Origin of the sequence: Glycomyces xiaoerkulensis, from assembly GCF_002798405.1 — a bacterium.
In the GTDB taxonomy this organism is placed as follows: Bacteria; Actinomycetota; Actinomycetes; order Mycobacteriales; family Micromonosporaceae; genus Glycomyces; species Glycomyces xiaoerkulensis.
This window is the reverse complement of the sequence record NZ_PGGV01000004.1, coordinates 201,614-224,803: the sequence shown is the minus strand read 5'-3', so window position 1 is coordinate 224,803 and position 23,190 is coordinate 201,614. Positions and strand designations below refer to the sequence as shown.

General features: G+C 71.3%; 18 protein-coding genes and 1 pseudogene. 15 read left to right on the top strand and 4 right to left on the bottom strand.

Annotated features, from left to right (window positions below; all coding sequences use genetic code 11):
- Positions 1-49 precede the first annotated feature (49 nt).
- On the top strand, positions 50-1,423 hold the full coding sequence (locus tag CUT39_RS01910; protein WP_100444245.1) for an alpha/beta hydrolase: 1,374 nt from the start codon (positions 50-52) through the stop codon (positions 1,421-1,423).
- A 3-nt stretch (positions 1,424-1,426) separates the two neighbouring features.
- On the opposite strand, the gene lipB is transcribed toward CUT39_RS01910, so the two are convergent.
- Positions 1,427-2,083, bottom strand: coding sequence for a lipoyl(octanoyl) transferase LipB (gene lipB / locus CUT39_RS01905; RefSeq protein ID WP_100444244.1), 657 nt, complete (start codon positions 2,081-2,083; stop codon positions 1,427-1,429).
- 225 nt (positions 2,084-2,308) lie between these two features.
- Here lipB and CUT39_RS01900 point away from each other — a divergent pair, with 225 nt between their 5' ends.
- The 9 genes from CUT39_RS01900 (at position 2,309) to CUT39_RS01860 (ending at position 14,458) form a co-directional block, all read left to right on the top strand.
- The gene (locus CUT39_RS01900) at positions 2,309-3,295 is read left to right on the top strand and encodes a TAXI family TRAP transporter solute-binding subunit (protein WP_100444243.1); all 987 of its coding nucleotides are present in this window, start codon (positions 2,309-2,311) and stop codon (positions 3,293-3,295) included.
- Between the two features lie 137 nt (positions 3,296-3,432).
- Positions 3,433-5,748 (top strand): TRAP transporter permease, encoded by a 2,316-nt coding sequence (locus tag CUT39_RS01895; RefSeq protein WP_100444242.1) that lies wholly within the window; start codon positions 3,433-3,435, stop codon positions 5,746-5,748.
- Positions 5,749-5,885: 137 nt separating this feature from the next.
- Positions 5,886-6,854, top strand: coding sequence for an ATP-binding protein (locus tag CUT39_RS01890; RefSeq protein ID WP_100444241.1), 969 nt, complete (start codon positions 5,886-5,888; stop codon positions 6,852-6,854).
- Positions 6,855-6,951: 97 nt separating this feature from the next.
- A complete protein-coding gene (locus CUT39_RS01885) occupies positions 6,952-7,362 on the top strand; it encodes an SCO5389 family protein (protein ID WP_100444240.1) in 411 nt (136 codons plus the stop codon).
- A 133-nt stretch (positions 7,363-7,495) separates the two neighbouring features.
- Positions 7,496-8,272 (top strand): imidazole glycerol phosphate synthase subunit HisF, encoded by a 777-nt coding sequence (gene hisF / locus CUT39_RS01880; RefSeq protein ID WP_100444239.1) that lies wholly within the window; start codon positions 7,496-7,498, stop codon positions 8,270-8,272.
- A gap of 133 nt (positions 8,273-8,405) precedes the next feature.
- Positions 8,406-11,006: a class III lanthionine synthetase LanKC gene (lanKC, locus tag CUT39_RS01875; RefSeq protein ID WP_100444238.1), complete on the top strand. Its 2,601-nt coding sequence runs from the start codon at positions 8,406-8,408 to the stop codon at positions 11,004-11,006.
- Between the two features lie 22 nt (positions 11,007-11,028).
- On the top strand, positions 11,029-11,157 hold the full coding sequence (locus CUT39_RS01870) for a SapB/AmfS family lanthipeptide (RefSeq protein ID WP_100444237.1): 129 nt from the start codon (positions 11,029-11,031) through the stop codon (positions 11,155-11,157).
- Positions 11,115-12,812, top strand: a complete 1,698-nt coding sequence (locus CUT39_RS01865; RefSeq protein WP_232805527.1) for an ABC transporter transmembrane domain-containing protein — start codon at positions 11,115-11,117, stop codon at positions 12,810-12,812. Before CUT39_RS01870 ends, CUT39_RS01865 begins: the two co-directional genes overlap by 43 nt.
- Positions 12,809-14,458, top strand: coding sequence for an ATP-binding cassette domain-containing protein (locus CUT39_RS01860; RefSeq protein ID WP_100444236.1), 1,650 nt, complete (start codon positions 12,809-12,811; stop codon positions 14,456-14,458). The genes CUT39_RS01865 and CUT39_RS01860 overlap by 4 nt, the downstream gene beginning before the upstream one ends.
- Here CUT39_RS01860 and CUT39_RS01855 read toward each other — a convergent pair.
- The gene (locus CUT39_RS01855; RefSeq protein ID WP_100444235.1) at positions 14,437-15,042 is read right to left on the bottom strand and encodes a response regulator transcription factor; all 606 of its coding nucleotides are present in this window, start codon (positions 15,040-15,042) and stop codon (positions 14,437-14,439) included. The genes CUT39_RS01860 and CUT39_RS01855 overlap by 22 nt on opposite strands.
- 284 nt (positions 15,043-15,326) lie before the next feature.
- Between CUT39_RS01855 and CUT39_RS01850 the strand changes: the two genes are divergently transcribed.
- On the top strand, positions 15,327-17,102 hold the full coding sequence (locus CUT39_RS01850) for an ABC transporter ATP-binding protein (protein WP_100444292.1): 1,776 nt from the start codon (positions 15,327-15,329) through the stop codon (positions 17,100-17,102).
- Positions 17,099-18,877: an ABC transporter ATP-binding protein gene (locus CUT39_RS01845; RefSeq protein ID WP_100444234.1), complete on the top strand. Its 1,779-nt coding sequence runs from the start codon at positions 17,099-17,101 to the stop codon at positions 18,875-18,877. The genes CUT39_RS01850 and CUT39_RS01845 overlap by 4 nt, the downstream gene beginning before the upstream one ends.
- A gap of 848 nt (positions 18,878-19,725) precedes the next feature.
- Here CUT39_RS01845 and CUT39_RS21615 read toward each other — a convergent pair.
- Positions 19,726-20,688: a quinone oxidoreductase family protein gene (locus tag CUT39_RS21615; RefSeq protein ID WP_198586798.1), complete on the bottom strand. Its 963-nt coding sequence runs from the start codon at positions 20,686-20,688 to the stop codon at positions 19,726-19,728.
- A gap of 93 nt (positions 20,689-20,781) precedes the next feature.
- Positions 20,782-21,435, bottom strand: a pseudogene (locus CUT39_RS21610) (RibD family protein); the annotation flags it as partial.
- Positions 21,436-21,502: 67 nt separating this feature from the next.
- Between CUT39_RS21610 and hisI the strand changes: the two are divergent.
- The 3 genes from hisI to trpC are packed head-to-tail and all read left to right on the top strand — an operon-like array spanning position 21,503 to position 23,187.
- A complete protein-coding gene (gene hisI / locus CUT39_RS01835; protein ID WP_100444232.1) occupies positions 21,503-21,847 on the top strand; it encodes a phosphoribosyl-AMP cyclohydrolase in 345 nt (114 codons plus the stop codon).
- Complete coding sequence (locus CUT39_RS01830) at positions 21,844-22,380, top strand: Trp biosynthesis-associated membrane protein (RefSeq protein WP_100444231.1); 537 nt, start codon at positions 21,844-21,846, stop codon at positions 22,378-22,380. The genes hisI and CUT39_RS01830 overlap by 4 nt, the downstream gene beginning before the upstream one ends.
- Positions 22,381-23,187, top strand: coding sequence for an indole-3-glycerol phosphate synthase TrpC (gene trpC / locus CUT39_RS01825; RefSeq protein WP_198586792.1), 807 nt, complete (start codon positions 22,381-22,383; stop codon positions 23,185-23,187).
- Positions 23,188-23,190: the final 3 nt, after the last annotated feature.

Sequence of the window (23,190 nt, the reverse complement as noted above, 5' to 3'; positions counted from 1 at the left end):
CAAGGGCTCGCACACGGCGCGGGCCTCGGCTACCCTATTGCCCGTGAGAATGCGGTGGTGGCGGGCGTCCAGCCTGCTCGCGGTGAGCTCGATGGCCCTGGTGTACCTCGCCGGGGTCACCCAGCTCGGCGAGGCCGAGGCCGAACCCGCCCTGCCCGTGCCCGCGGTCGCCTCCGACCCCGGCGCCGAGATCGCCGACTTCCGCGCCGACGCGCCGGTAGGCGCCGACGACCCCGAGGCGCTCCTGACCGCCGCGCTCGACGACGCCGACCTGGCCCTCGACCTGGTCGAGGCCCGCCCCGACCCGGACGCGGGCGAACTGTCGGCCGCGCTGGCCGCGTTCGCCGAGGACGCCGGCGAGTTCGACCCGGTCGAAGTGGGGGAGTTCTTCACCGGCCTCGGCGAGGAGCACACGGCGTGGCTGTCGGTGCTGTACCCGTCGGTCATCGGCGATCTGCCCGGGGCGCCGTTCGAGGCGCGCGCGACCGCCAACCGGCTCGTCATCGAGGCCGCCGGCGAGGCCTCCACCCGGTTCGACGGCCCGGAGCGGCCCTGGACGGCCGGCGCCGAGCGCCCGCCGCGCGAGGAGATCGCCGAGCTTGCCGGCGGCGACCGCGAGTTCCTCTACTTCGACCCCTACAACAACTCGGGGGACGGCTCCTGGATCGAGGTGGTCGGCGACCTGGCGACCGCCGAGACGGTCACCGTGCTCGTGCCCGGCGGCTCGGCGGTGCTGACCAGCGCCAACTTCGACATCTACTACCAGCGCGCCAAGTCGTTCTCCGAGGCCTCGGACGGGCGGCTGGCGGTCGTGGTGTGGGCCGGCGCCTCCTGGCCCTCGGGCTGGATAGAGGAGTCGTGGGCCTCCTGGGCCGCGGTCGCGGCCGCGGGCCTGTCGTCGTTCACCGCCGACCTGCGCGCCCAGGTGGGCGAGGACGTCCCGATCACCCTGGCCGGGCACTCGTACGGCGGGGCCGTGATCGGTCTGGCCGAAACCGACGAGCTGGCGGCCGACCGGATCCTCCACATCGCCTCGGCCGGTATGGGCAACGACGTCTACGAACCCGCCGATCTGGCCGAGCCGTGCCGCCCGCGCTATTCGATGACCGCGCCCGGCGACCCGATCGAATGGATCCAGGGCGCGCCGTACGTGCCGCTGCTCGGCCACGGCGCCGACCCCGACGACTTTCCGGGCACGAAGACCCTGTTCACCGGTAGCCTCCCGGACTCACCGGACGCGACCGACGACGTCGGCGTGAGCCTGGTCGACCGCGGCATCTCCGGCAAGGAGGTCGAGGGCGTCCACTCGCACTCGGAGATCTTCTACCCCGAGTCGGACGCGTGGGACAACCTGCTGGCGGTGATGCTCGGCGAGCGGCCCGAACCGGCCGAGGAGCAGCCGCCCCCCATCGGGGGCTGCTGAGGCTCAGTCCCCCTCGAGCAGCATCGGCAGGTGCTTCTCGACCACCGGGGTCACCTCGTCGACGGTGACCTCCCGGCCGAGTTCGGCCGACAGGCTGGTGACCTCGGCGTCGGTGATCGCGCACGGCGCGATCCGGTCCCAGGCGCCCATGTCCGGGTTGCAGTTGAGCGCGAAGCCGTGCATCGTCGTCGCCCACCGCACGCGCACCCCGATCGCGCAGATCTTGCGCTCGGGTCCCCGATCGTCGGCCGGGAGCCATACGCCGGTGCGGTCGCGCAGCCGGCCCCGCGCGGAACCGACCCCGAACTCCCGGCACACCTCCGAGATCATGTCCTCGACCCGGCGCACGTAGGCCACCACGTCGACCTTCTTGCGCAGCTTGACGATCGGGTAGCCGACCAGTTGCCCCGGTCCGTGCCAGGTGATCTGGCCGCCCCGGTCGACGGTCACCACCGGGGTGCCGTCCCGCGGCAGCGCCCAGGTCTCGGTGCGCCTGCCGGCGGTGTAGACGCTCGGGTGCTGGAGGAGCAGGACGGTGTCGTCGATCTCGTCGTCGATGCGTCGGCGCTGCAACTCCTTCTGGTAGTCCCAGGCCTCGCGGTAGTCGATCAGGCCGAGCTTTCGGACGGTGATCTTCCCCGGCTGTGCGGACACGCTCATGTCGACGACAATAATCCCGATCGGCGCGGAGGACCAGCGACGGGAAGAACATAACGGTTCGGATACTATGCGGCCTCATCACGGCGCGTACTGCTGTCTGTGTGGTTCCGGCGTCGTAGAGTGCTTTCATCCCACCCCTACGGCGGCGTTTCCAGCCGTGGATTAAGAACAGCCCGTGCCCGCCGCTGTGCGGCGCGTACACATCTCGATTGAACGGAGTAACAGATGCTGAGGAGGATCGCGCGTATCGTCGCGCCGGTCGCCGCGACCGCGCTGCTGGCCACCGGCTGCGGCGTCGGGTCCGATGGCGGCGACGACGGTGGCGGCGGCGACGACGGCGAGCGCATGTCGTCCATGGTGCTCGGCACCGGGTCGGTCGGCGGGACCTACTACCCGCTGGGCGGCGCGATCGCGCAGATGTGGTCGTCGAACTTCGACGACCTGCGGGTCTCGACGATCTCGACCGGCGCCTCCGTGGAGAACATCAGGCTGCTGCAGTCGGGGGACATCAACCTGGCCATGGCCGTCAACGGCACCGCGACCCAGGCGGTCAACGGCGAGGGCGAGTTCGGCGACACCGATGTCGAGCTGTCCATGCTGGGCAACATCTACCCCGAGGTGATGCAGATCGTGGCGCGTGAGGACGCCGAGATCGAGACCATCGCCGACCTCGAAGGCATGCGGGTCGCCATCGGCCCCGACGGCTCGGGGACCCAGGGCATGACCCAGCAGATCCTCGACGCCGCGGGTGTGGAGCCCGGTGACACGTTCGCCGACAGCTTCGGCGACGCCGCCGCGAAGCTGCGCGACGGCCAGATCGATGCGGCCTTCGGCATCCTCTCGCTGCCGGCCGCCTCGCTCACCGAGGCCGCCCAGGGCACCGACCTGACCATGGTCTCGATCCCCGACGACGTGCTGAGCACGCTGACCGAGGACGACCAGACCCTGTCGAGCCTGGACATCCCGGGCGGCACCTACGACGGGATCGACAACGACGCCACCACCGTCACCGGCTGGGCCACGCTGTACGCGCTGCCGAGCCTGAACGAGGACCAGGTCTACGAGCTGGTCCAGTCGATGTACGAGAACGCCGATCAGATCGACCACTCGGTGGCCGCCTCGATCTCGCTCGACACCGCCCTAGACGGCCAGGTGGACGTCGAACTGCACCCGGGCGCGGAGCGCTACTTCGAGGAGCAGGGCGTCCTCTAGCGTTCGACCTGGCGTACGATTCGCGTAAGCAAGACCACACTTGCGGCGAGCCGGCCTCGTGCCGGCTCGCCGCAAGTGCCATCAGCCCAGCTCGTCGCCACCCCCGAGGTCGACATCCCGAAAGGCACCAGCACCCGATGAGCGCCCAACCACCACGCTCCGACACCGCGGTGGCCTACGACACCGACCAGGCCGCCGCCGACATCAAGGCCATGCGCGAGGCCGAGCCGATCACCGCCTCGGTCGGACCGGTCCGCAGCGAGTACCACCCCGCCTGGCGGTGGATCGTCGGCGTCATCGCCCTGTCGATGTCGCTGTTCCACCTCTACACCGCCTGGCAGGGCACCCTGGCCACGCCCCGGCAGCAGGTCGTCCACCTCGCGTTCGGCCTGGCGCTGATCTTCCTGATCTACAACAGCAAGCGCCGCGCCGAGAAGGAGCGGCGCAACGGCCTGATCTGGACCGCCGCCGGCCTGGCGGTCATCGGCTACTTCTACGCCGTGGGCGTCTCCGACCCGGCGATCATGCTCCCGGCGGCGGCGCTGCTGGTGCTCGTTCAGATCACCCGCTACATCCGACTCGACGTCGGAGGCGTGCCCCTGCCCGACGTGGTGCTCGCCGCGCTCGGCGTCTGGGCCTGCTGGTGGGTCTACGCCAACGCCGGCGACTTCAACCAGTTCGTCGGCGGCACCTGGCCGACCGCGGGCATCGCCGCGGCGTCGGTCGGCACGCTGCTGGTCCTGGTGGCCGCCGCCCGCGCGGTCGGCATGGCGCTCACCGTCGTGTGCGTCCTGATGATCGCCTACATGCTGTACGGCTCGTACATGCCGGGCTTCCTGAACTTCGGCGGCCTCGACCCCGACCGCATCCTCTCGGACGCCTGGCTCGGCACCAAGGGCGTCTTCGGCATCCCGCTCGGGGTCTCCTCGACCTTCATCTTCCTGTTCATGATCTTCGCGGCCCTGCTGCAGCGCACCGGCATGGAGCGGTTCTTCACCAACCTGGCGCTGGGCCTGGCCGGCGGCCGCGTCGGCGGCACCGCCAAGGTCGGCATCATCACCTCGGTGTTCTCCGGCACCATCACCGGCTCCTCGGTCGCCAACACCGTCTCCAACGGCGCGTTCACCATCCCGATGATGAAGCGCTCGGGCTACAAGCGCGAGTTCGCGGGCGCCGTCGAGGCCTCCTCCTCGACCGGCGGCCAGATCATGCCCCCGGTCATGGGCGCGGCGGCGTTCATCATGCTCGAGACCATCGGCAAGGAGATCTCCTACGCCAACATCATGGTCGCCGCCCTGATCCCGGCGATCCTGTTCTTCGGCTCGCAGTTCATCGTCGTCCACTACGTCTCGCGCCGCGAGGGCATTCTGGGCCTGCCCCGGTCGGAGCTGCCGAAGCTCGGCCCGCTCCTGGTCTCCAAGGGCTACCTGCTGCTGCCGCTGATCGTCATCTTCGTGCTGCTGTCGACCGGCCTCACGCCGATGACCGCGGCCTTCTACGCGGTCCTGGCCACCATCGGCCTGAACATCACGGTGCAACTGCTGTTCCTGGCCTTCAAGGGCATCGACGGCTGGAAGAGCATGGCGGACAAGCTCACGATCAAGACCCTCGGCGAGGGTCTGATCGACGCCGCCAGAATGGCGCTGCCGATCGTGGCCGCCACCGCCGCGGCGGGCATCATCTCCGGGGCGATCAACAACACCGGCCTGGGGCTGAAGATCGCCGACGGGCTCATCAACCTCGGCACGAACCTGTCGGCGTTCCTGCCGTTCGAGCGCTCCGAGCTGATGATGGTCATGTTCTTCACGATGATCGCCTGCCTCATCCTCGGCATCGGCCTGCCGACCACCGCGAACTACGTGGTCATGGCCGTGGTCGCGGCCCCGGCGATCATCGCCCTCATCGACGGCCAGTACGTCGGCCTCGGCCTGCCGGAGGCCGGCGGCTACTTCGGCCAGCCGACCTGGGAGTACACGCTCATCGCGCACATGTTCGTGCTCTACTTCGGCGTCCTGGCCGACATCACCCCGCCGGTGTGCCTGGCGGCCTTCGCCGCCTCCGGCATCTCGGGCGGCAACCCGATCAAGACCGGCGTGCAGTCGGTGCGCCTGGCGATCTCCGGCTTCATCGTGCCCTACGCGTTCGTGTTCGCCCCGCAGTTGCTGCTGCTCGGCGACGACTGGGCCGGGACGATCCTCGCCTGTGCCACGGCGGTGCTGGCGGCGTTCCTGCTCGGCGGCTCCGTGGCCGGGCAGCTCCAGGCCCGCCTGCACTGGTGGGAGCGGATCGGACTGTTCGTGTCCGCGCTGATGCTGCTCAGCGCCGACACCACGACCGACCTGGCCGGCCTGGCGCTGGCGGCGGCGATGCTGGCGCTGCAGTACCGGCGCCGCGACCGGACCCCGGCCCCGCCCGAGCCGGAGAACGCCGGGGCGGCCGCCCCGGCCGACTGACTCCGAGCCCCTGCGGCCCCGCCCGGACACGGTTACGGGCGGGGCCGTTCTGCATGTGAGACACCGTCGTCTCGCGGCACTGGTAGCCTCCATCTGAAATCAACAATCATTATCATTACCATCTGGAGGCTGCACCAGTGAAACTCGCCTTCGTCGGCAAGGGCGGATCCGGCAAGACCACGCTGGCCTCGCTGTTCGCCCGCCGGGCCGCCGGGCTCGGGCACCCCGTGATCGCCGTCGACGCCGACATCAACCAGCACCTCGGCGCCGCCCTCGGCCTCGACCCCGAGGCCGCCGCCATGGGGCCCGCGCTCGGGGAGAACATGCCGCTCATCAAGGACTACCTGCGCGGATCCAACCCGCTCGTGCCGTCGGCCGACCTGATGCTCAAGACCACCCCGCCCGGGCCGGGCTCGCGGCTGCTGACCGTCCGCGAGTCGAACCCGATCTACGATCGGGCGTTCACCGAGATCGACGGCATCCGCTTCGCAGCCACCGGCGGGTTCGTCGACGACGACCTGGGCGTGGCCTGCTACCACTCCAAGGTCGGCGCCGTCGAACTGCTGCTCAACCACCTCATCGACGCGCGCGACGAATTCGTCGTGGTCGACATGGTCGCCGGAGCCGAGGCCTTCGCATCGGGGATGTTCACCCGATTCGACCACACCTTCCTGGTGTGCGAGCCGACCCTGCGCAGCGTCGGCGTCTACAAGCAGTACGCCGGATACGCCGCCGACTACGAGGTGAACATCGCCGTGATCGGCAACAAGATCGACGACGACGAGGACGTGGCCTTCCTGCGCGAGCACGTCGGCGACGCGCTCATCGGCTGGTGCTCGCGCTCGGGGTACGTCAAGGCCGCCGAGCGCGGCCGGGTGGGACCGATCGGGGAGCTGGAGCCGGAGAACCTCGCTGTGCTCGACGCCGCCCGCGAGCGGGCCGCGGCCGCCGGCAAGGACTGGGAGAAGTTCACCCGGCAGGCCCGCGAATTCCACCGCAAAGCCGCCGCTGCCTGGGGCAACGACCGGACCGGGATCGACCTGGCCGAGCAGATCGTCCCGGACTTCGAGCTCGGCGAGCACTTGCTGGGCGCCCAGACTGTCTAGACGAAATGCATCTGAGAACTGCCTGCGTCGACTATCCGACAGCGGAGGGTGACCGATCGGCGCAGACTGAGTGATCCGAACCGAGAGGAGATACGGCATGTCCCTTGACGTCTCAGAGGACCTGCTCGCCAAGGCCGAAACCGGCGATATCGGCGATGCGGACTTCGTCGACTGCGTGAAGCAGTCGCTGCCCTACGCCTGGCAGCTCATCAGCAAGGTGGTGGCCGACCTCAAGCAGGGTGTAGCGGCGTCGACCGGGTCGACCCGGTTCGCCGACAACACCACGCCGCCGCCCGATGAGCAGGCCCGGGGACAGCTCCTGCGCGTGCTGGCCTCGGACTCGATGCGCGGGGCGCTCGAACGCCACTTCGGAGTGAAGCTGGCCTTCCAGAACTGCCACCGCGTGGCCGCCTTCCCGCCGACCGAGGTCGACTCCGACAGCTATCGCAAGTTCATCTCGCCGCGCGGCCAACTGCTCAACCAGTCGCCGGAACTGCGCGACTGCTGAACCTGCCGCCCGAAGTCGAAACGGCCGGTGGGGCCGGAACCGGCTCCGGCCCCACCGTTCTCGCAACCTGAGTCGTAGTGTCCGCCCACGGATCGGACGCGCATCAACACGCCGAGCCTTGTACGCTTATCGCGTGTCTGTTGCCGTGCGCGTGATCCCCTGCCTCGACGTCGACGCCGGGCGGGTCGTCAAGGGTGTGAACTTCCGGAACCTCCGCGACGCGGGCGACCCGGTCGAGCTGGCCGCCGCCTACGACGACGCCGGGGCCGACGAGCTCACCTTCCTCGACGTCACCGCCTCCTCCGACGACCGCGCCACCATGTACGACGTGGTGGCCCGCACCGCCGAGCAGGTCTTCATCCCGCTCACGGTCGGCGGGGGCGTGCGCACCCCCGACGACGTCGACCGGCTGCTGCGCGCCGGAGCCGACAAGGTCGCCGTCAACACCGCCGCCATCGCCCGCCCCGAGGTCATCGCCGAGATCGCCGACCGCTTCGGCAACCAGGTCCTGGTGCTCTCGGCGGACGTCGCCTCCGGATCGGACACCGACTCGGGCTGGGAGGTCACCACCCACGGCGGCCGCCGGCGCACCGGCATCGACGCCGTCGAATGGTGCGAGCGCACCGCCGAGCTCGGCGCCGGGGAGATCCTGCTCAACTCCATCGACGCCGACGGCACCAAGGCCGGCTTCGACCTGCCGCTCATCGTCGCCGTCCGCGACGCGGTCGACATCCCCGTCATCGCCTCCGGCGGCGCCGGCAAGGCCGCCGACTTCGCGCCCGCCGTCGAAGCCGGCGCCGACGCGGTGCTCGCCGCCTCCATCCTCCACTTCGGCGAAGTCTCCATCGCCGAGATCAAACGGGATCTCGACGAAGCCGGACACCCCGTGCGCCTTCCGCCGCCCGCCTGACCGGGCCGAACACGCCCGTCTCACGGCACGACCGTGAGAAATTCACGGCCGATCGGTGACAAACCCGTCTATACCAGCTCTCGCTCACCCGTCACGATGAGAACCGGACCTTCCGGACTCGATGGGAGCGGCAATGGGCGACCACTACGAGAAGTACAGCATGGCCGATCGGACCTTCTACGACGCCATGCACTCGGCGACCTCCGCCGGCCCCTCCTTCGCCATCGCCGAGCGGCCGCTCCCGGACGGCTGGGAATGCGCCGAACAGGACGACTGGATCACCGTCCGCTCGCACCGGCCCCTACCCTCACAAGGCTGGAAGATCCACGCCTCGGCCGCCGCCCACAGCGCCGAACGCGTCCTCGAGACGGTGTGGAACTACTGCGTCGACCACGGTGTCCAGTTCAAGTTCCTGCGCTCGCCCAACGCCCTGACCGCCAGGCTCTCCAAGTACGCACCGCGCGACTCCAGCGGCAAACTGGCCACCGTCTACCCGCCCGACGAGGACGCCTGCGAGCGGATCCTCCACGAACTCGGCGCCCTGCTGGAGGGCGTGCCGGGCCCCTACATCCTCAGCGACCTGCGCTGGGGCTCCGGCCCGCTCCACGTCCGCTACGGGGCCTTCGCCGACCGCTACACCGTCACCGACGGCGGCGACGTGGTCCCCGCGATCACCGACCCCGAGGGCCTCCTCGTTCCCGACATCAGGGAACCGGTCTTCCGGACCCCCGAATGGGTCGACCTGCCCGACTTCTTGGTCCCGCACCTCAAGGCCCGCAACGAAGTCACCGTGACCGACCTGCCCTACGAGATCGAGCGGGTCCTGCACTTCTCCAACGGCGGCGGCATATATCTCGCACGCGACGAACGCTCCGGCGACCAGGTGGTGCTCAAGGAGGGACGCCCGCACGCGGGCATCGACGCCAGGAGCCATGACGCCGTCCAGCGGGTGGAGCACGAATACGACATCCTGCGTCGGCTCGAAGGCATCGACGGCGTGCCCCGCGCCCACGAGCTGTTCTGGCTCGGCGAGCACCGGTTCATGGCGATGGAGCACGTCGACGGCGAGGTCCTCAGCTCGGCCCTGGTCGACCGCTACCCCTTGGCCGACCCCACCGCGACCCCCGAGGACTACCGCCGCTTCACCGAGTGGGCACGCTCGACTCACGATCGCGTCGCAGGCGTCCTCGAAGCGATCCACCGGCGAGGTCTCGCCTACGGCGACCTGCACCTGTTCAACGTCATCGAACGAGCCGAAGGCGGGATCTGCCTGCTCGACTTCGAGGTCGCCGGACCGGCCGACGCCACCCGCCCGGCGGGCCTGGGCAACCAGGGCTTCGCGGCCCCGCGCTCGATGGCCGGAGCCGAAGCCGACCGCTACTCCCTGGCGTGTCTCAAGCTCGCCCTGTTCCTGCCGCTGACCAACCTGCTCGGCCTCCACCGGCCCAAAGCCAGGCACTTGGCGGCGATCATCCGGGAGCGCTTCCCGGTGGCCGCCGACTACCTCGACGAGGCGGTCGAGCGCATCGCGCCGTCCGGCCTCCCGGCCGAACCCGCCCCGAGCATCGAACCGGACACCGGACGCTGGCCGGCGCTGCGCGACCGGATCGCCCGCTCCATCGTCGCCAGCGCCACCCCCGAACGCGACGACCGGCTCTTCCCCGGCGACATCCGGCAGTTCTCGACCGGCGGCCTCGGACTCGCCTTCGGTGCGGCCGGTGTGCTCTATGCGCTGGCGGCCTGCGGGGCCGGTCGTTGGGAGCGCTTCGAGCGCTGGCTGCTCGACCGCTCCCTCGCCCCGCCCCCGGGGACCAGGCTGGGCCTGTACGACGGCCTGCACGGCGCGGCGTTCACCCTCGACCACCTCGGCCACCGCCAGGCGGCGCTGGATATCGTGGATCTCTTCCTCGACGAGCGGTGGGAGACCCTGAGCGCCGATCTCGACGGCGGCCTGGCCGGGGCGGGTCTGAATCTGCTGCACCTGGCGCGCACGGCCGACGGCGATGAGACCGAGCTGCGCGAGACCGGACTGCGGTGCGCGGAACTGGTCGCCGAACGGGTGCCGTTCGAGGCGGTCGGCGAGGTCAGCGGCGGTGACGGCGCCTACGCGGGGCTCATGCGCGGCGGCGCGGGACGGTCGCTGCTGCTCATGCGCGCCTACGACGAGACCGGCGACGGCGCCTACCTCGACGCCGCCGAAGCGGCCATCGAACTCGATCTGCGGCGGTGCACCGTCCGCGGCAACGGCTCCATGGAGGTCGACGAGGGCTGGCGCACCATGCCCTATCTCGAAGTCGGCGCCGCCGGCGTCGGCATCGCGCTCGACGCCTTCGCGGCCCGGCGCCGCAGCGAGTCCTTCGCCGCCGCCTCGGACCGCATCGCTCGAGCCGCCGAATCGCCGATGTACATCCTTCCGGGCCTGTTCACCGGCCGCGCCGGCATGCTGCTGTACCGGGCCGGTCGCAGCGCCGAGCCCTTGGCCGACCCGGTGGTCCGCGACCAGGTCCGCGCGCTGTCGTGGCATGCCCTGCCCTACGAGGGCGGCGTCGCCTTCCCCGGCACGGGCCTGCTGCGGCTGTCGATGGACCTGGCGACCGGCGGCGCCGGTGTCCTGCTCGCGCTCGGATCGGTCCTGCGGTCCGATCCGGTGGCGATGCCCCTGCTCCCGGCCTCCTGGCCGGCGAGCCCACAGGCGTCGGCGCCGACGGCGCCGATGAAGAAGAGATTCCCCTGACCCGAAGAAAGGAGAGGCGATCATGGCACTTCTCGACCTGCAAGGCATGGAGAGCAAGGACGAGCTGTCCAACGACAAGGGCAAGGACAGCAACCTGAGCGTCACGCTGTGCGACGGAACGAGCCGCCTGAGCGTGCTGCTCTGCGAGTAGCCGAATCGAGCGGGTCCGGGCGCGGACTGTCCTTCGGGGCGGCCGTCGCCCGGGCCCGCCGCTGGCTGCCGCTCATCGGCGGCTCCTCGGTGCTCGGCACGCTGTCCATGCTGGCGCTGCCGCTCGTACTGGCCGAGACCGTCGACGCGGCCGTCGCCGGCCGCGGTGTGGCCGCGCCGATGGCGGCGGCGGCCGGACTCGTGATCGTGAGCGCCGCCTGCGAACTGGTCGACGCGTTCGCCGGAGCCGCCTGCACCGCCGCCACCACGGCCTGGCTGCGCCGCGGGATGGTGCGCCACGTGCTGGCCCTCGATCCGCATCGGCTGCGCCGGTTCGACACCGGCGACCTGACGGCGCGGGTGTCGGCCAACTGCGCCGACGCCGCCCGTGCCGGGCCCGCCGCGGTCGGGGCGGCCACGGGACTGCTCCCGTCGATCGGCAGCCTGGCGATGCTGGCCTATCTGGACTGGTGGCTCGCCGCCGCCTTCATCGCCGGGCTCGCGCTCGTGGCGGTCGTGCTGCGGGTGTTCACCTCCCGCACTACGGCGGCGGTCGCCGCCTACCAGCGGATCCAGGGCGCCATCGCCGCGCGCCTGTCCGAGGCCCTGGCCGGCAGGCGCACCATCGCCGCCGCCGGCACGGTCGAGCGGGAACGGCACCGGGTGCTGGCCGAGCTGCCGCGGCTCAGAGAGCACGGGGTCGAGACTTGGCGGGTGCTGGCGGCGACCGGTGCCCAGTCCGCGCTGGTAGGTCCCCTGACCACCGTCGGCGTGCTGCTCGCGGCCGGTCTGGCGCTGTCGTCCGGGAGGCTGAGCCCCGGCGAGATGCTGGCCTCGGCCCAGTACGCGATGAGCGGCGCCGGAATCGGTGCGCTGACCGGCGTGTTCGCCACCCTGGCGCGGTCGCGCGCCGGGGTGAGGCGCCTGTCCGAGGTCACCGGTGTCCCGGTGGCGGAGTACGGCGAGCTCGACCTGCCCGACGGCGACGGCCGCCTGGAGTTCCGGGCGGTCTCGGTCGAGGGCCCGCTCGACGGCGTCGACCTGATCCTGCCGGGCGGAACGGTCGCGGCGGTGGTGGGCGCCTCGGGGGCCGGAAAGTCGGTCCTCGCGGAGCTGGCCGCCGGGCTGCGCGCCCCGGATGCGGGCGAGGTGCTGCTCGACGGGGTGCCGCTGCGCCGCTTGCGGCGCGAAGCGCTGCGCCGGGCCGTCGCGTGGGCTCCCGAGCGCCCGGTCCTGGTCGGCGCCACCGTTGCCGACGCGATCGCGCCGGGGCGCTCGCCGCGGCCGGCCGCGCGGGCGGCGGACGCCCACGATTTCATCCGCCGCCTGCCCCGCGGCTACGGCACCCCGCTGGACCAGGCCCCCATGTCCGGCGGCGAAGCCCAGCGGATCGGTCTGGCCCGGGCTTGGCACGCCGAACGACTGCTGGTGCTCGACGACGCCACGTCGAGCCTCGACACCGTGACCGAGCGGCGGATCGTCGACGCGCTCACCGCCCCCGAGGCGGCCCGCACCAGGCTGCTGGTCACTCACCGCGCCGCCACCGCCGCCCGCGCCGAACTCGTCGTCTGGCTGGAGGCCGGGCGGGTCCGCGCGGTCGGGCCGCACGAGCGCCTGTGGGCCGAATCGCCCGCCTACCGGGAGGTGTTCGCATGAGACGCGAGATCCGATACGGCCTGAGCGGTCTTCGACGGCGCCCCACGGCCGCCGTGATCGGCTGGTCGGTCCCGCAGACCCTGCCCGCGACAATCTCGGGGATCGTGGTCGCCAGGGCCGTCGACGACGGTTTCGGGGCCGGTCGGCCGTGGACCGGCGCGGCCTGGCTCGCCGCGCTGCTCCTGGCCGCCGTGCTCGGTGCGGTCGGCGGCCGAATGGTCTTCCTCCGCATCGGGGACCTGGTCGAACCGTTCCGCGACCGGCTGGTGCGGCGGGTCGTGGGCGGGTCGTTGAGTGCGGCCGTCGCCGGAGAGGCGAAAGAGGGGGCGGTCGCGCAGTTGACCCGCCAGGTCGAGATCGTCCGCGACTCCTACGCCGGGCTCATCGTCGCCGTGCGGGGATTCGTCGTCACCTCTCTCGGCGTCACCGCGGGTCTCATGTCGCTCTCGCCCCGGCTGGCGATGATGATCCTTCCGCCGTTCTTCCTGGGGCTTCTCCTGTTCGTCGCCACGCTCGGGGTCTCGGCGGCGCGGCAACGGCGGGCGGTGCGGGCCGACGAGCGCCTCGCCGACCGGGCCGCCTCCGTGCTCGCCGGCACGGTCGACCTGTCCGGCTGCGGCGGCGAGGTCCACGGCCGCTCCCTGGTCGCCGGGCCGATCGCCGAACAGGCCCGCGCCGAGCGAGCGTTGGCATGGGTGGCGGCACTGCGATCGCTGTGCTTCGTGGTCGGCGGCTGGCTGCCGCTGATCGCCGTCCTGGCCGCGAGCGGCCGGCTCGTCGAGGCCGGCTTCAGCGCCGGCACCATCACCGGCGGGCTGCTGTACATTCTGTACGGACTCCAACCGGCGCTGAACAGCTTCATCTCGGGTGTCGGCGGCAGCGGCCTCCGATTCGTCGTCACCCTCGGCCGCATCCTCGACTCCACCGGCCCCCCCGAACCCGTCCGGTCGGCCGCGGCGGCGCCGACCGCGCCGCCCGACCTGGAGGCCCGGGGCCTGACCTTCGCCTACGGGCCGCACTCGGAGCCGATCGTCCACAACCTGGACCTGCGCATTCCAGCGGGCGACCACCTTGCGATCGTGGGCGCCAGCGGCATTGGAAAGTCCACACTGGCGGGACTGCTGTGCGGCCTGCTGCCGCCCGACTCGGGCACCGTCTCGGTCGGCGGCCGCGACGTCGCCGGACTGTCGCCGCTCGAACTCGCGCGGTTCCGCGTACTGATCCCGCAGGAGGCGTACGTCTTCGCCGGCACCGTCCGCGACAACCTGGCCTACCTGCGGCCCGAGGCCGGTCCGGGGCAGATCGCCTCGGCGGTCGACGCGGTGGGCGCCTCGGATCTGGTCGAGCGGATCGGCGGGCCGGCGGCGACGGTCGAACCGTCGGAGTTGTCGGCGGGGGAGCGGCAGCAGCTCGCGCTCGTCCGCGCTCACCTGTCGCCGGCGCCGATCTGCGTGCTCGACGAGGCCACCTGCCACCTGGATCCGGTCGCCGAGCGGCGGGCCGAGGCCGCCTTCGCCGAGCGCCCGGGGACCCTGATCGTCATCGCCCACCGCACCGGCAGCGCCGAGCGCGCCCGCCGCGTGCTCGTCCTCGACGGCGCGGCCGTCGGCGAGCGCGAGCCCGCTCAGATCCAGCCGGCCTCCTGAGCGATCCGGATCGCGTCGATGCGGGTCCGTGCTCCGGTCTTGCCGATCGCGCTCGACAGGTAGTTGCGGACGGTGCCGACGCGCAGGTAGAGCAGGTCGGCGACCTCCTGGGTAGAGGCGCCGGTGAGCATCAGGGCGAGGGCTTCGCGTTCGCGTTCGGTCAGCGGATTGTCCTTGGCCTTCAGGGCCGCCAACGCCACATCGGGGCCGATCACCGCGCCGCCGCCTGCGAGGCGGCGGATCGCGTCGGTGAAGCGCTCCCAACTCTCGTCGGTGGTAATGAAGCCCACGCGCGGCGCCATCCGGGCCAGGTCCGGCTGGACCGCCGGCCCGTCCGCGGGGATCATCACCAGCAGGTTCGCCGCCGGCAGCGCCTCGGACAGCGCCCGGCATTCGGATTCCACCTTCTCGGCCTTGCGGGCGTCGAGCACGACGACGTCGGGCGGCGGATCGCCGCCGGCCGGCTCCAGAGCGTCGCTCCACGTCAGCCTGCCGACCACGGTCATATCCGGTTCGAAGGCGAGCACGCGCTCGAGCGCGGTACCGAGCAAAGACGGACCGTACTTCATGAGTACCTGGATCATCGGGCCACCTGCCTGTCGCTCGACGGGGTTGACTTCGAGCTGCCCGCGAGAGGCATACACTTTCGATATGTCCAGGTCAAAGTGCCGTTAAACCGACAAACGACTTATGTCGCAATGGCGACACCAGGTTGTCGGAAACCTCCCGCCGACCGGCCGCGGAGGCGGGTTGGCAACCGTCGCACCCGCGAGGCATGATTGCAGGCGGTTCCTTGCCGCACGGCAAGGGCGGAGCCGAGCACCCACCTCCGGAGAACCCCATGACAGACGCTGCCGTCGATTCCAGCATCCTCCGCCAGGGGCTGCGCAACATCGGCGACATGATCCGGATCGAGCCCAAGCGATTCAGCGTCGCGGTCACGGGCGCGATGGTCAACACCGCCATGCATCTGTCGGTCGCCTTCATCGTCGGCTGGGTCGTCTCCCGCGTCGCCGTCCCGGCCTACGAGGACGGCCGGGTCACCGTCGGATCGGTCGCCCTCGGCATCGGCGCCCTCCTGGGCATGTCCGCCCTCCGGTTCTCCTCCATGTGCGCCCGACGCATCGGCTCGGGCACCCAGATGTTCCGGGTCCAGGCCCACTGGCGCCGCCGAGTGACCCGCCGGTACCTGGCCCTGCCGGTCTCCTGGCACCAGAAGCACCCCACCGGCACCCTGCTGTCCAACGCCAACGCCGACGTCGAAGCCGCCACCCGGCCGCTCGCCCCGCTCCCGTTCGCCTGCGGCACCCTGTTCATGATCCTGGTCTCCATGGGCGTCTTCTTCACCATCGACTGGGCGGTCGCCCTGGTGGCGCTCGCGATGTTCCCCATCCTGCTCACCCTCAACGCCGTCTTCGCCTCCAAGATGGCCCCCCGCGCCAAACGCGCCCAGGAGCTGCGCGCCGAAGTCTCCTCCGACGCCCACGAATCCTTCGACGGCGCCCTGGTCGTCAAGGCCATGGGCCGCGAAACCGAGGAGACCGAGCGGTTCACCCGGACCGCGGGCGAACTGCGCGACGCGATGATCGGCGTCGGGCGCCTCCGCGCCGCCTTCGAACCGGCCATCCAGGGGCTCCCCGAACTCGGCACCCTCATCGCCCTGCTGGTGGGGCTCGCCCGCTACCAGGCCGGCGCCATCGATCTGGGGCAACTGGTCACCGTCTCCTTCATGTTCTCCATCCTCGCCTTCCCCATCCGCGCCATCGGCTGGGTCCTGGGCGACCTCCCCACCTCCGTGGTCGGCCGCCGCCGCATCGACCACGTCCTGACCTCCACCGGCGACATGTCCTACGGCGACCGCGACCTCCGCGCGGCCGGACCGGCCCGCCTCGAATTCGACTCGGTCGCCTACCGCTACCCCGGCGGCGGCGAAGCCATCCGCGAGGTCTCCTTCACCGTCGAACCCGGCCGCACCGTCGCCCTGGTCGGCGCCACCGGCTCGGGCAAATCCACCCTCGCCCACCTCGCCGTCCGCCTCACCGACCCCACCGGCGGCGCGGTCCGCCTCGACGGCACCGACCTGCGCGAGCTCGACCACGCCAGCCTTGCGGCCACCACCGCGCTCGTCCCGCAGATCCCCTTCGTCTTCGACGACAGCGTCCGGGCCAACCTCTCGCTCGACCGCCCCGGCCTCGACGACACCCGGCTGTGGGAGGCCCTCGCCGCCGCCGGGGCCGACAAATTCGTCGGCGACCTCGAACACGGCCTCGACACCGAGGTCGGCGAGCGCGGCACCACCCTCTCGGGCGGCCAGCGCCAGCGCCTCACCCTCGCCCGCGCCCTCGCCGGCTCGCCGCGGCTGCTCCTGCTCGACGACGCCACCAGCGCCGTCGACCCCAAGGTCGAGTCCCGGATCCTCGCCGGCCTCAAGAACTCCTCGGACTCGGCGAGCGTCCTCGTGGTCGCCTACCGGCGCGCCACCATCGCGCTGGCCGACGAGGTCGTCTTCCTCGAAGGCGGCCGCATCACCGCCCGCGGCACCCACCGCGAGCTGCTGGAGCGCCACCGGCCCTACGCCGATCTCGTCACCGCCTACGAGCAGGCCGAGGCCGAACGCGAATTCGACGAGGAGCCCGCCGCATGAGCCTGGACGCCAAGACCGAACCCGGACCGTTCGAGACCCTCGGACGCGGCCTGAAGCTCTCGCCGGAGCTGCGCCGCGGGCTCGCGTTCACCATCTTCCTGGCCGCGGTCACCGCCGTCGGCCGCCTGGTGGTGCCGATCAGCGCCCAGCAGGTGCTCGACAACGGCCTCTTCGCCGACGGGGGACCGGACCTGCCGTACGTGTTCGGGGTGACCGCCCTCGCCGTCGGCGTCCTGGGGCTGACCACGGCCGCGAACTTCTGGATGAACCGGCGGCTGTTCATCGTCACCGAGACCTCGCTGGCGAATCTGCGCAGGCGCACCTTCCGCCACATCCACGACCTGTCGATGCTGCACCAGCAGGGGGAGCGGCGCGGGGCGCTCACCGCCCGCGTGACCACCGACGTCGACACCATCAGCCAGTTCCTCCAGCAGGGCGGCATGATGCTGGTCACCTCCAGCGCCCAGATCCTGGTGGCCACGGTGGTCATGTTCGTGTACTCCTGGCAGTTGGCGCTGGCGGTCTGGGTGGTGTTCGTCCCGGTGACGTGGCTGATCAAGTGGCTCCAGACGCACCTGGCCGCCGCCTACACCAACGTCCGCAGGAGCGTGGGGAGGATGCTCTCGGCCGTGTCCGAGGCGGTCGTCGGCGCGGGCGTGGTGCGTTCCTACGGGATCGGCGGGCGCACCAGTCGGCGGCTGGACGCCGCGATCGAGGACCACCGCCGCGACCAGGCCAAGGCCATCCGGCGGTCGGCGTTCTCCTTCGGGGCCGGTGAAATCGTCCACTTCGGCGTGTACGCGGTGGTGATCGTCCTGGGCGCGTACCTGGTGGCGAACGGCACCATGACCGTCGGGCAGCTCACCGCGTTCCTGTTCCTGGTGGTGCTGTTCATCCAGCCGGTCGTGACCGCGACCGAGATGCTCAACGAGGCCCAGAACGCGGTCTCGGGCTGGCGGCGGGTGCTCGACGTCCTCGACACCGAACCGGACGTGGCCGACCCGGTCGACGGCGTCGACCTGCCCGACGGCCCGCTCGGGGTCCGGTTCGAGGACGTGCGGTTCGCCTATCCGGGCGGCGAGGAGGTGCTGCACGGCATCGACGTCGAGATCCGGCCGCATTCGAAGGTCGCGGTCGTCGGCGAGACCGGCTCGGGCAAGACGACGTTCGCGAAGCTCCTCACCCGCCTGATGGACCCCACCTCCGGGCGGGTGGTGCTCGGCGAGACGCCGCTGACCGACGTCCGGTTCGCTTCGCTGCGGGGGCGCGTGACGATGGTGCCGCAGGAGGGCTTCCTGTTCAACGGCACGCTCGCGTTCAACATCCGCTTCGCCCGGCCCGACATCAGCGCGGCCGAGATCTACGTGGCCTTTTCCGAGCTGGGGCTGAGCGACTGGATCGACGCCCTGCCGGACGGCCTCGACACCCAACTGGGCGAGAGCGGCGCGAACCTGAGCGTCGGCGAGCGCCAGTTGGTGTCGCTGGTGCGCGCCTACGTGGCCGACCCGGACCTGCTGGTCCTCGACGAGGCGACCAGCGCGGTCGATCCGGCCACCGAGCTGCGCCTGTCGGCGGCGCTCGACGCGGTCACCCGCGGCCGGACCACCGTGATCATCGCCCACCGGCTGTCGACGGCCGAGACCTCGGACGAGGTCCTGGTCTTCGACGACGGGAACCTGGTGCAGCACGGCCGGCACGACGAACTGGTCGAGGCCGGCGGCTCGGTCTATGCCGGACTGCACGGCTCCTGGATCGAACAGACCCGCTCCGGATAGCCGAGTACCACCCGTTTTCACTGTTAGAGCGTCGGTTCACGCCTGTAAAATCGAAAACGAGACTGCGGAGAATCTAAAACCGGAATCCGTATTATCGAAACCCGGGACTCTGGAAGTCGCCCACGGACCCCGGCCCGCACCCGTCGAGCCGGTCCACTGACCCCGGCCCGCACCCCGGGGCCGATCCACGCACCGGCACCACACGGGGGTTCAACGGTCCGGGCCACCCAAAAAGGCTGCGTACGAGCGGCTCCGCCGTCTCGGAAGCATTACGCACGAATTAGCCCGGTAGTGGTCGATGACGCCCCGAACCTGGTCCCGCATCTGGCAGCCGAGTCGGCCCCGGCCGGAGGCCACGACGATGCACAGGACGGGGCTCGGGCGTCGGTCGCCCGACCGGCCAAGCCGGACCCACAGTGCCGGTCGCAGGGCACGCCGCGCCGGACCCGACTCGGGTCCCCAGTGCTAGTAAGGGTGAACGGGCTTCATCGACCCACATGGCACGGAATCGTGCGTAATGCTTCCGAAAGCGGCGAAGCCGCTCGTACGCAACTTTTCTGGGTGGCCCGGACCGTAGAACCCCCGTGTGACCCGGACCGAATACCGGTTCGGCGCGTGAGGCCCAGGCCCGTAGACCACTTCGGCGGGTTCATCCCGAGGTTCGTGGACCACTCCGGCGCGCGAGGCCGAGGCCCGCGGATCGGTTCGGCGGGTGAGGCTCAAGGCTCGTAGACCACTTCGGCGGGTGCGGGCCGGGGTCTGTGGACCTCTTCGGCGAGTTCGTCCCGGGGTTCGTGTCTCTCCGCGAGTGGCCGGTCCGGAGCGCAATGACCTCCCTGATGATGCGATCAGGGGATCAGGAGCACCTTCCCGGTGGTCTTGCGGCTCTCCAGGGCCTGGTGGACCTCCACCGCCTCGTCGAGGCGGAAGGTCTCGCTGACGCGGACGTGGAGGTTGTTGTCCTCGATCATCTGGAAGACCTCGGCGGCCCGGCTCCGGTACTCCTCGCGGGTCGCCATGTAGTGGGCGAGGGTCGGGCGGGTCAGGAACAGCGAGCCCTTGCGGTTGAGGGCCTGCGGATCGAGCGGCCCGGCCGGGCCGCTCGACTGCCCGAACAGGGCCATCATGCCCCTGGGGCGCAGCGCGTCCAGGCTCTCCTCGAAGGTGTCCTTTCCGACCCCGTCGAAGACCGCCGCGGCGCCCGCGCCGTCGGTCAGCTCGCGGGCCTGGGCGGCGAAGCCCTCGTAGAACAGCACGTGGTCGCAGCCGTTCGACCGGGCCAGCTCGGCCTTGGCGTCGGTGCTCACCGTACCGATCACGGTGCCGCCCTTGTATTTCACCATCTGGGTGAGCAGGAGTCCCACCCCGCCGGCGGCGGCGTGTACGACGACCGTGTCGCCCTCCTGCACCGGGTAGACGCTGTTGCACAGGTAGTGCGCGGTCATGCCCTGGAGCATCACCGCTGCGGCGCTCTCGACCGAGACCTTCGGCGGTACCGGCACGAAGTCCTCGGCCCGGCCGACCACCGTGTCGGCGTAGGAGCCGGGCACCTGCGGCCAGGCGACCTCGTCGCCGGGCTCGAACTCGGTGACCCCCTCGCCGACGGCCGCCACCGTCCCGCCGCCCTCCAGGCCCGGAGTGAACGGCAGCGGGAGCGGATAGACCCCCGACCGGTGGTAGGTGTCGATGAAGTTGACCCCCGCGGCGGCCACCCGCACCGCGATCTGGCCCGGGCGCGGGCCGGGGTCCTCGCCCTCCAGAAGTCGCATCACGTTCGGGCCGCCGGTCTGCTCGACCACGATCGCCTTCATGAAAAATCCTTCCGCCGCTTGGTCATGAATTAACGTAGCAGCGTCCGTCTCGCCCCTTCGGCGGTGCACCATGACCGCGATCTCTCCGATCGGGCGGGTCTCGACCAGTTCCAGCGGCCGCTCCGGGGACTGCGGGAAGCTCGCCGGGCCGGCCAGCCGCGCCCCGCCCCGGGCGCCGAGGAGAAACGGGGCCACCGCCAGATGCATCTCGTCGACCAGATCCGCCGACAGGAACGCCGTGTGCAGCGCCCCGCCGCCCTCCACCAGCAGCCGCCGCACGCCCCGGGCCGCCAGGTCCTCCAAAGCCCGCGGCAGACTCACCGAGCTCCCACCGGCCACCACCACCTCGGCGGCCGGACCGGACCCGCGCCGTACCAGCGGGCACCGCTCCGCCCCCGCCTCGCCGGTGTACACGATCGGGACCGGCTCGCCGCTGTTGAACAGCCTCGCGCCCGGATCCAGCTCCCCGGACCGGGAGAACACCACCCGCAGCGGCGACGGCGGCCTCCCCGCGGCCTCCCGCAGCGCCCGCCGCTCCGCCGAGCGCACCAGCAGCCGCGGATCGTCGGCCCGGACCGTCCCGGCGCCCACCGCGATCGCGTCCACCCCCGAGCGCACCTCGTCGACCCGGTCCAGGTCGGCCGCGTTCGACAGGATCAGGCGCCGGCCCGAGTCGTCGTCGAGGTAGCCGTCGATGCTCATTGCGGCCGAAACGATCACATGCGGTCGATTCACGGCCACCACCATCCCATGATCCGCCTTACCCCGGGGCCGGGTGGCGGACCGGTCACGGCAGCGTTCAGAATCGGTAGACGTGGAAGGCCGACAGACCAGCGACGACGCCCTGGCGGGCGTGGCGTTCAACGCCGACGGGCTCGTGCCCGCGATCGCACAGCAGCACGACACCGGCGAAGTCCTCATGCACGCCTGGATGAACGCCGAGGCACTGCGCCGCACCATCGACACGCGCAAGGGCACCTACTGGTCCCGCAGCCGCGGCCGGATCTGGGTCAAAGGCGAGACCTCCGGCCACCACCAAGCGGTCAAGTCGGTCTCGATCGACTGCGACGGCGACACGGTCCTGCTCCAGGTCGAGCAGACCGGACCGGCCTGCCACACCGGCACCCGGACCTGCTTCACCGGAAGGCGGATCGCATGACCGGCTCAGCCGAACGCGCCCGGACCGTCCTGGTCGGGCTCGCCGCCGTCGGCGGCGCCGCGCTGGCCGCCACCAGCGACTGGACCTCCGAGACGGTCGAGAACGCCGCCGGAATCGCCTCGACCGTCGCCCGGCCCGGCTCCGAACTGGCCGCCTGGGCGCTGCCCTGCGCGCTCGCCGCCGGGGCCGCCTTCCTGGCGATGCTCGCGGCCGGCCGGCGCACCCGCCGCGGCCTGGGCGTGCTCGCCGCCGCCGCCGGGGCGGCCGTCGCCCTCGCCGGCGGACTCCACGCCGCCCAGGGCCCCGCCCCGGTCGGCTTGGCCGTCGCCGGTGTCCTCATCACCGCCGCGGCCCTGGTCGCGGCGATCCGCTCCGGTCGCTGGCCGGAACCGTCGGCCCGCTACGCTTCGAATCCGGTCGATGGCGGTGCCATAGCAGAGGACCCGGCCGAACTGTGGAACGCCCTCGACTCCGGCCGGGACCCGTCGTCGCCTAATATCACCGCAACGGCGCAGGAGAAGGGACGATCTTAGGTGAACGTGCTCGAACAGATCATCACCGAAGTCCGCGCCGACCTCGAGCGCCGGGAGAGCGCGGTGCCCATGGAGGCCATCCGGGAGGCCGCCGAGCGCGCCGAGGCCCCGCACGACGGCTACGCCGCCCTCAACGGCGGCGGAGTGAGTGTCATCGCCGAGGTCAAGCGCGCCTCACCCTCCAAGGGCTCCCTCGCCGACATCCCCGACCCGGCCGTGCTGTCGGCAGAGTACGCCGCCGGCGGCGCCGCGGTCATCAGCGTCCTCACCGAACCCAACTACTTCAAGGGCAGCCTCGACGACCTCGACACCATCCGCGAGAAGGTCGACGTCCCCCTGCTGCGCAAGGACTTCATCGTCTCCCCCTACCAGGTGCTGGAGGCCCGCGCCCACGGCGCCGACCTGGTGCTGCTGATCGTCGCCGCCCTCGACCAGGACACACTCGTCTCCCTCCACGAGCGCGTCACCGGCCTCGGCATGACCGCGCTGGTAGAGGTGCACACCGAGGCCGAGGCCGACCGGGCGCTCGCGGCGGGGGCGAAAGTCATCGGCGTCAACGCCCGCGACCTGACCACCCTCCAAGTGGACCGCTCGGTGTTCGAGCGCATCGCCCCGGGCCTGCCCCGCGACGTGGTCAAGGTGGCCGAGTCGGGCGTGCGCGACACCCGGGACCTGATCCGCTACGCCTCGTCCGGCGCCGACGCGGTCCTGGTCGGCGAGGGCCTGGTCAAGCAGAAGAGCCCGCGCGACGTCGTCGCCGAACTAGTCACGGCCGGGTCCCACCCGGCCACGCCGCGACCCATCTAGGAG

What these genes read in the sequence shown, in the direction of transcription:
- CUT39_RS01885 (WP_100444240.1), top strand. Translation starts at nt 6,952, where the DNA reads ATGTCCCTTGACGTCTCAGAGGACCTGCTCGCCAAGGCCGAAACCGGC.
- lanKC (WP_100444238.1), top strand. Translation starts at nt 8,406, where the DNA reads ATGGGCGACCACTACGAGAAGTACAGCATGGCCGATCGGACCTTCTAC.
- CUT39_RS21615 (WP_198586798.1), bottom strand. Translation starts at nt 20,688, where the DNA reads ATGAAGGCGATCGTGGTCGAGCAGACCGGCGGCCCGAACGTGATGCGA.
- CUT39_RS01870 (WP_100444237.1), top strand. Translation starts at nt 11,029, where the DNA reads ATGGCACTTCTCGACCTGCAAGGCATGGAGAGCAAGGACGAGCTGTCC.
- lipB (WP_100444244.1), bottom strand. Translation starts at nt 2,083, where the DNA reads ATGAGCGTGTCCGCACAGCCGGGGAAGATCACCGTCCGAAAGCTCGGC.
- CUT39_RS01900 (WP_100444243.1), top strand. Translation starts at nt 2,309, where the DNA reads ATGCTGAGGAGGATCGCGCGTATCGTCGCGCCGGTCGCCGCGACCGCG.
- CUT39_RS01895 (WP_100444242.1), top strand. Translation starts at nt 3,433, where the DNA reads ATGAGCGCCCAACCACCACGCTCCGACACCGCGGTGGCCTACGACACC.
- CUT39_RS01855 (WP_100444235.1), bottom strand. Translation starts at nt 15,042, where the DNA reads ATGATCCAGGTACTCATGAAGTACGGTCCGTCTTTGCTCGGTACCGCG.
- CUT39_RS01910 (WP_100444245.1), top strand. Translation starts at nt 50, where the DNA reads ATGCGGTGGTGGCGGGCGTCCAGCCTGCTCGCGGTGAGCTCGATGGCC.
- CUT39_RS01830 (WP_100444231.1), top strand. Translation starts at nt 21,844, where the DNA reads ATGACCGGCTCAGCCGAACGCGCCCGGACCGTCCTGGTCGGGCTCGCC.
- CUT39_RS01845 (WP_100444234.1), top strand. Translation starts at nt 17,099, where the DNA reads ATGAGCCTGGACGCCAAGACCGAACCCGGACCGTTCGAGACCCTCGGA.
- CUT39_RS01860 (WP_100444236.1), top strand. Translation starts at nt 12,809, where the DNA reads ATGAGACGCGAGATCCGATACGGCCTGAGCGGTCTTCGACGGCGCCCC.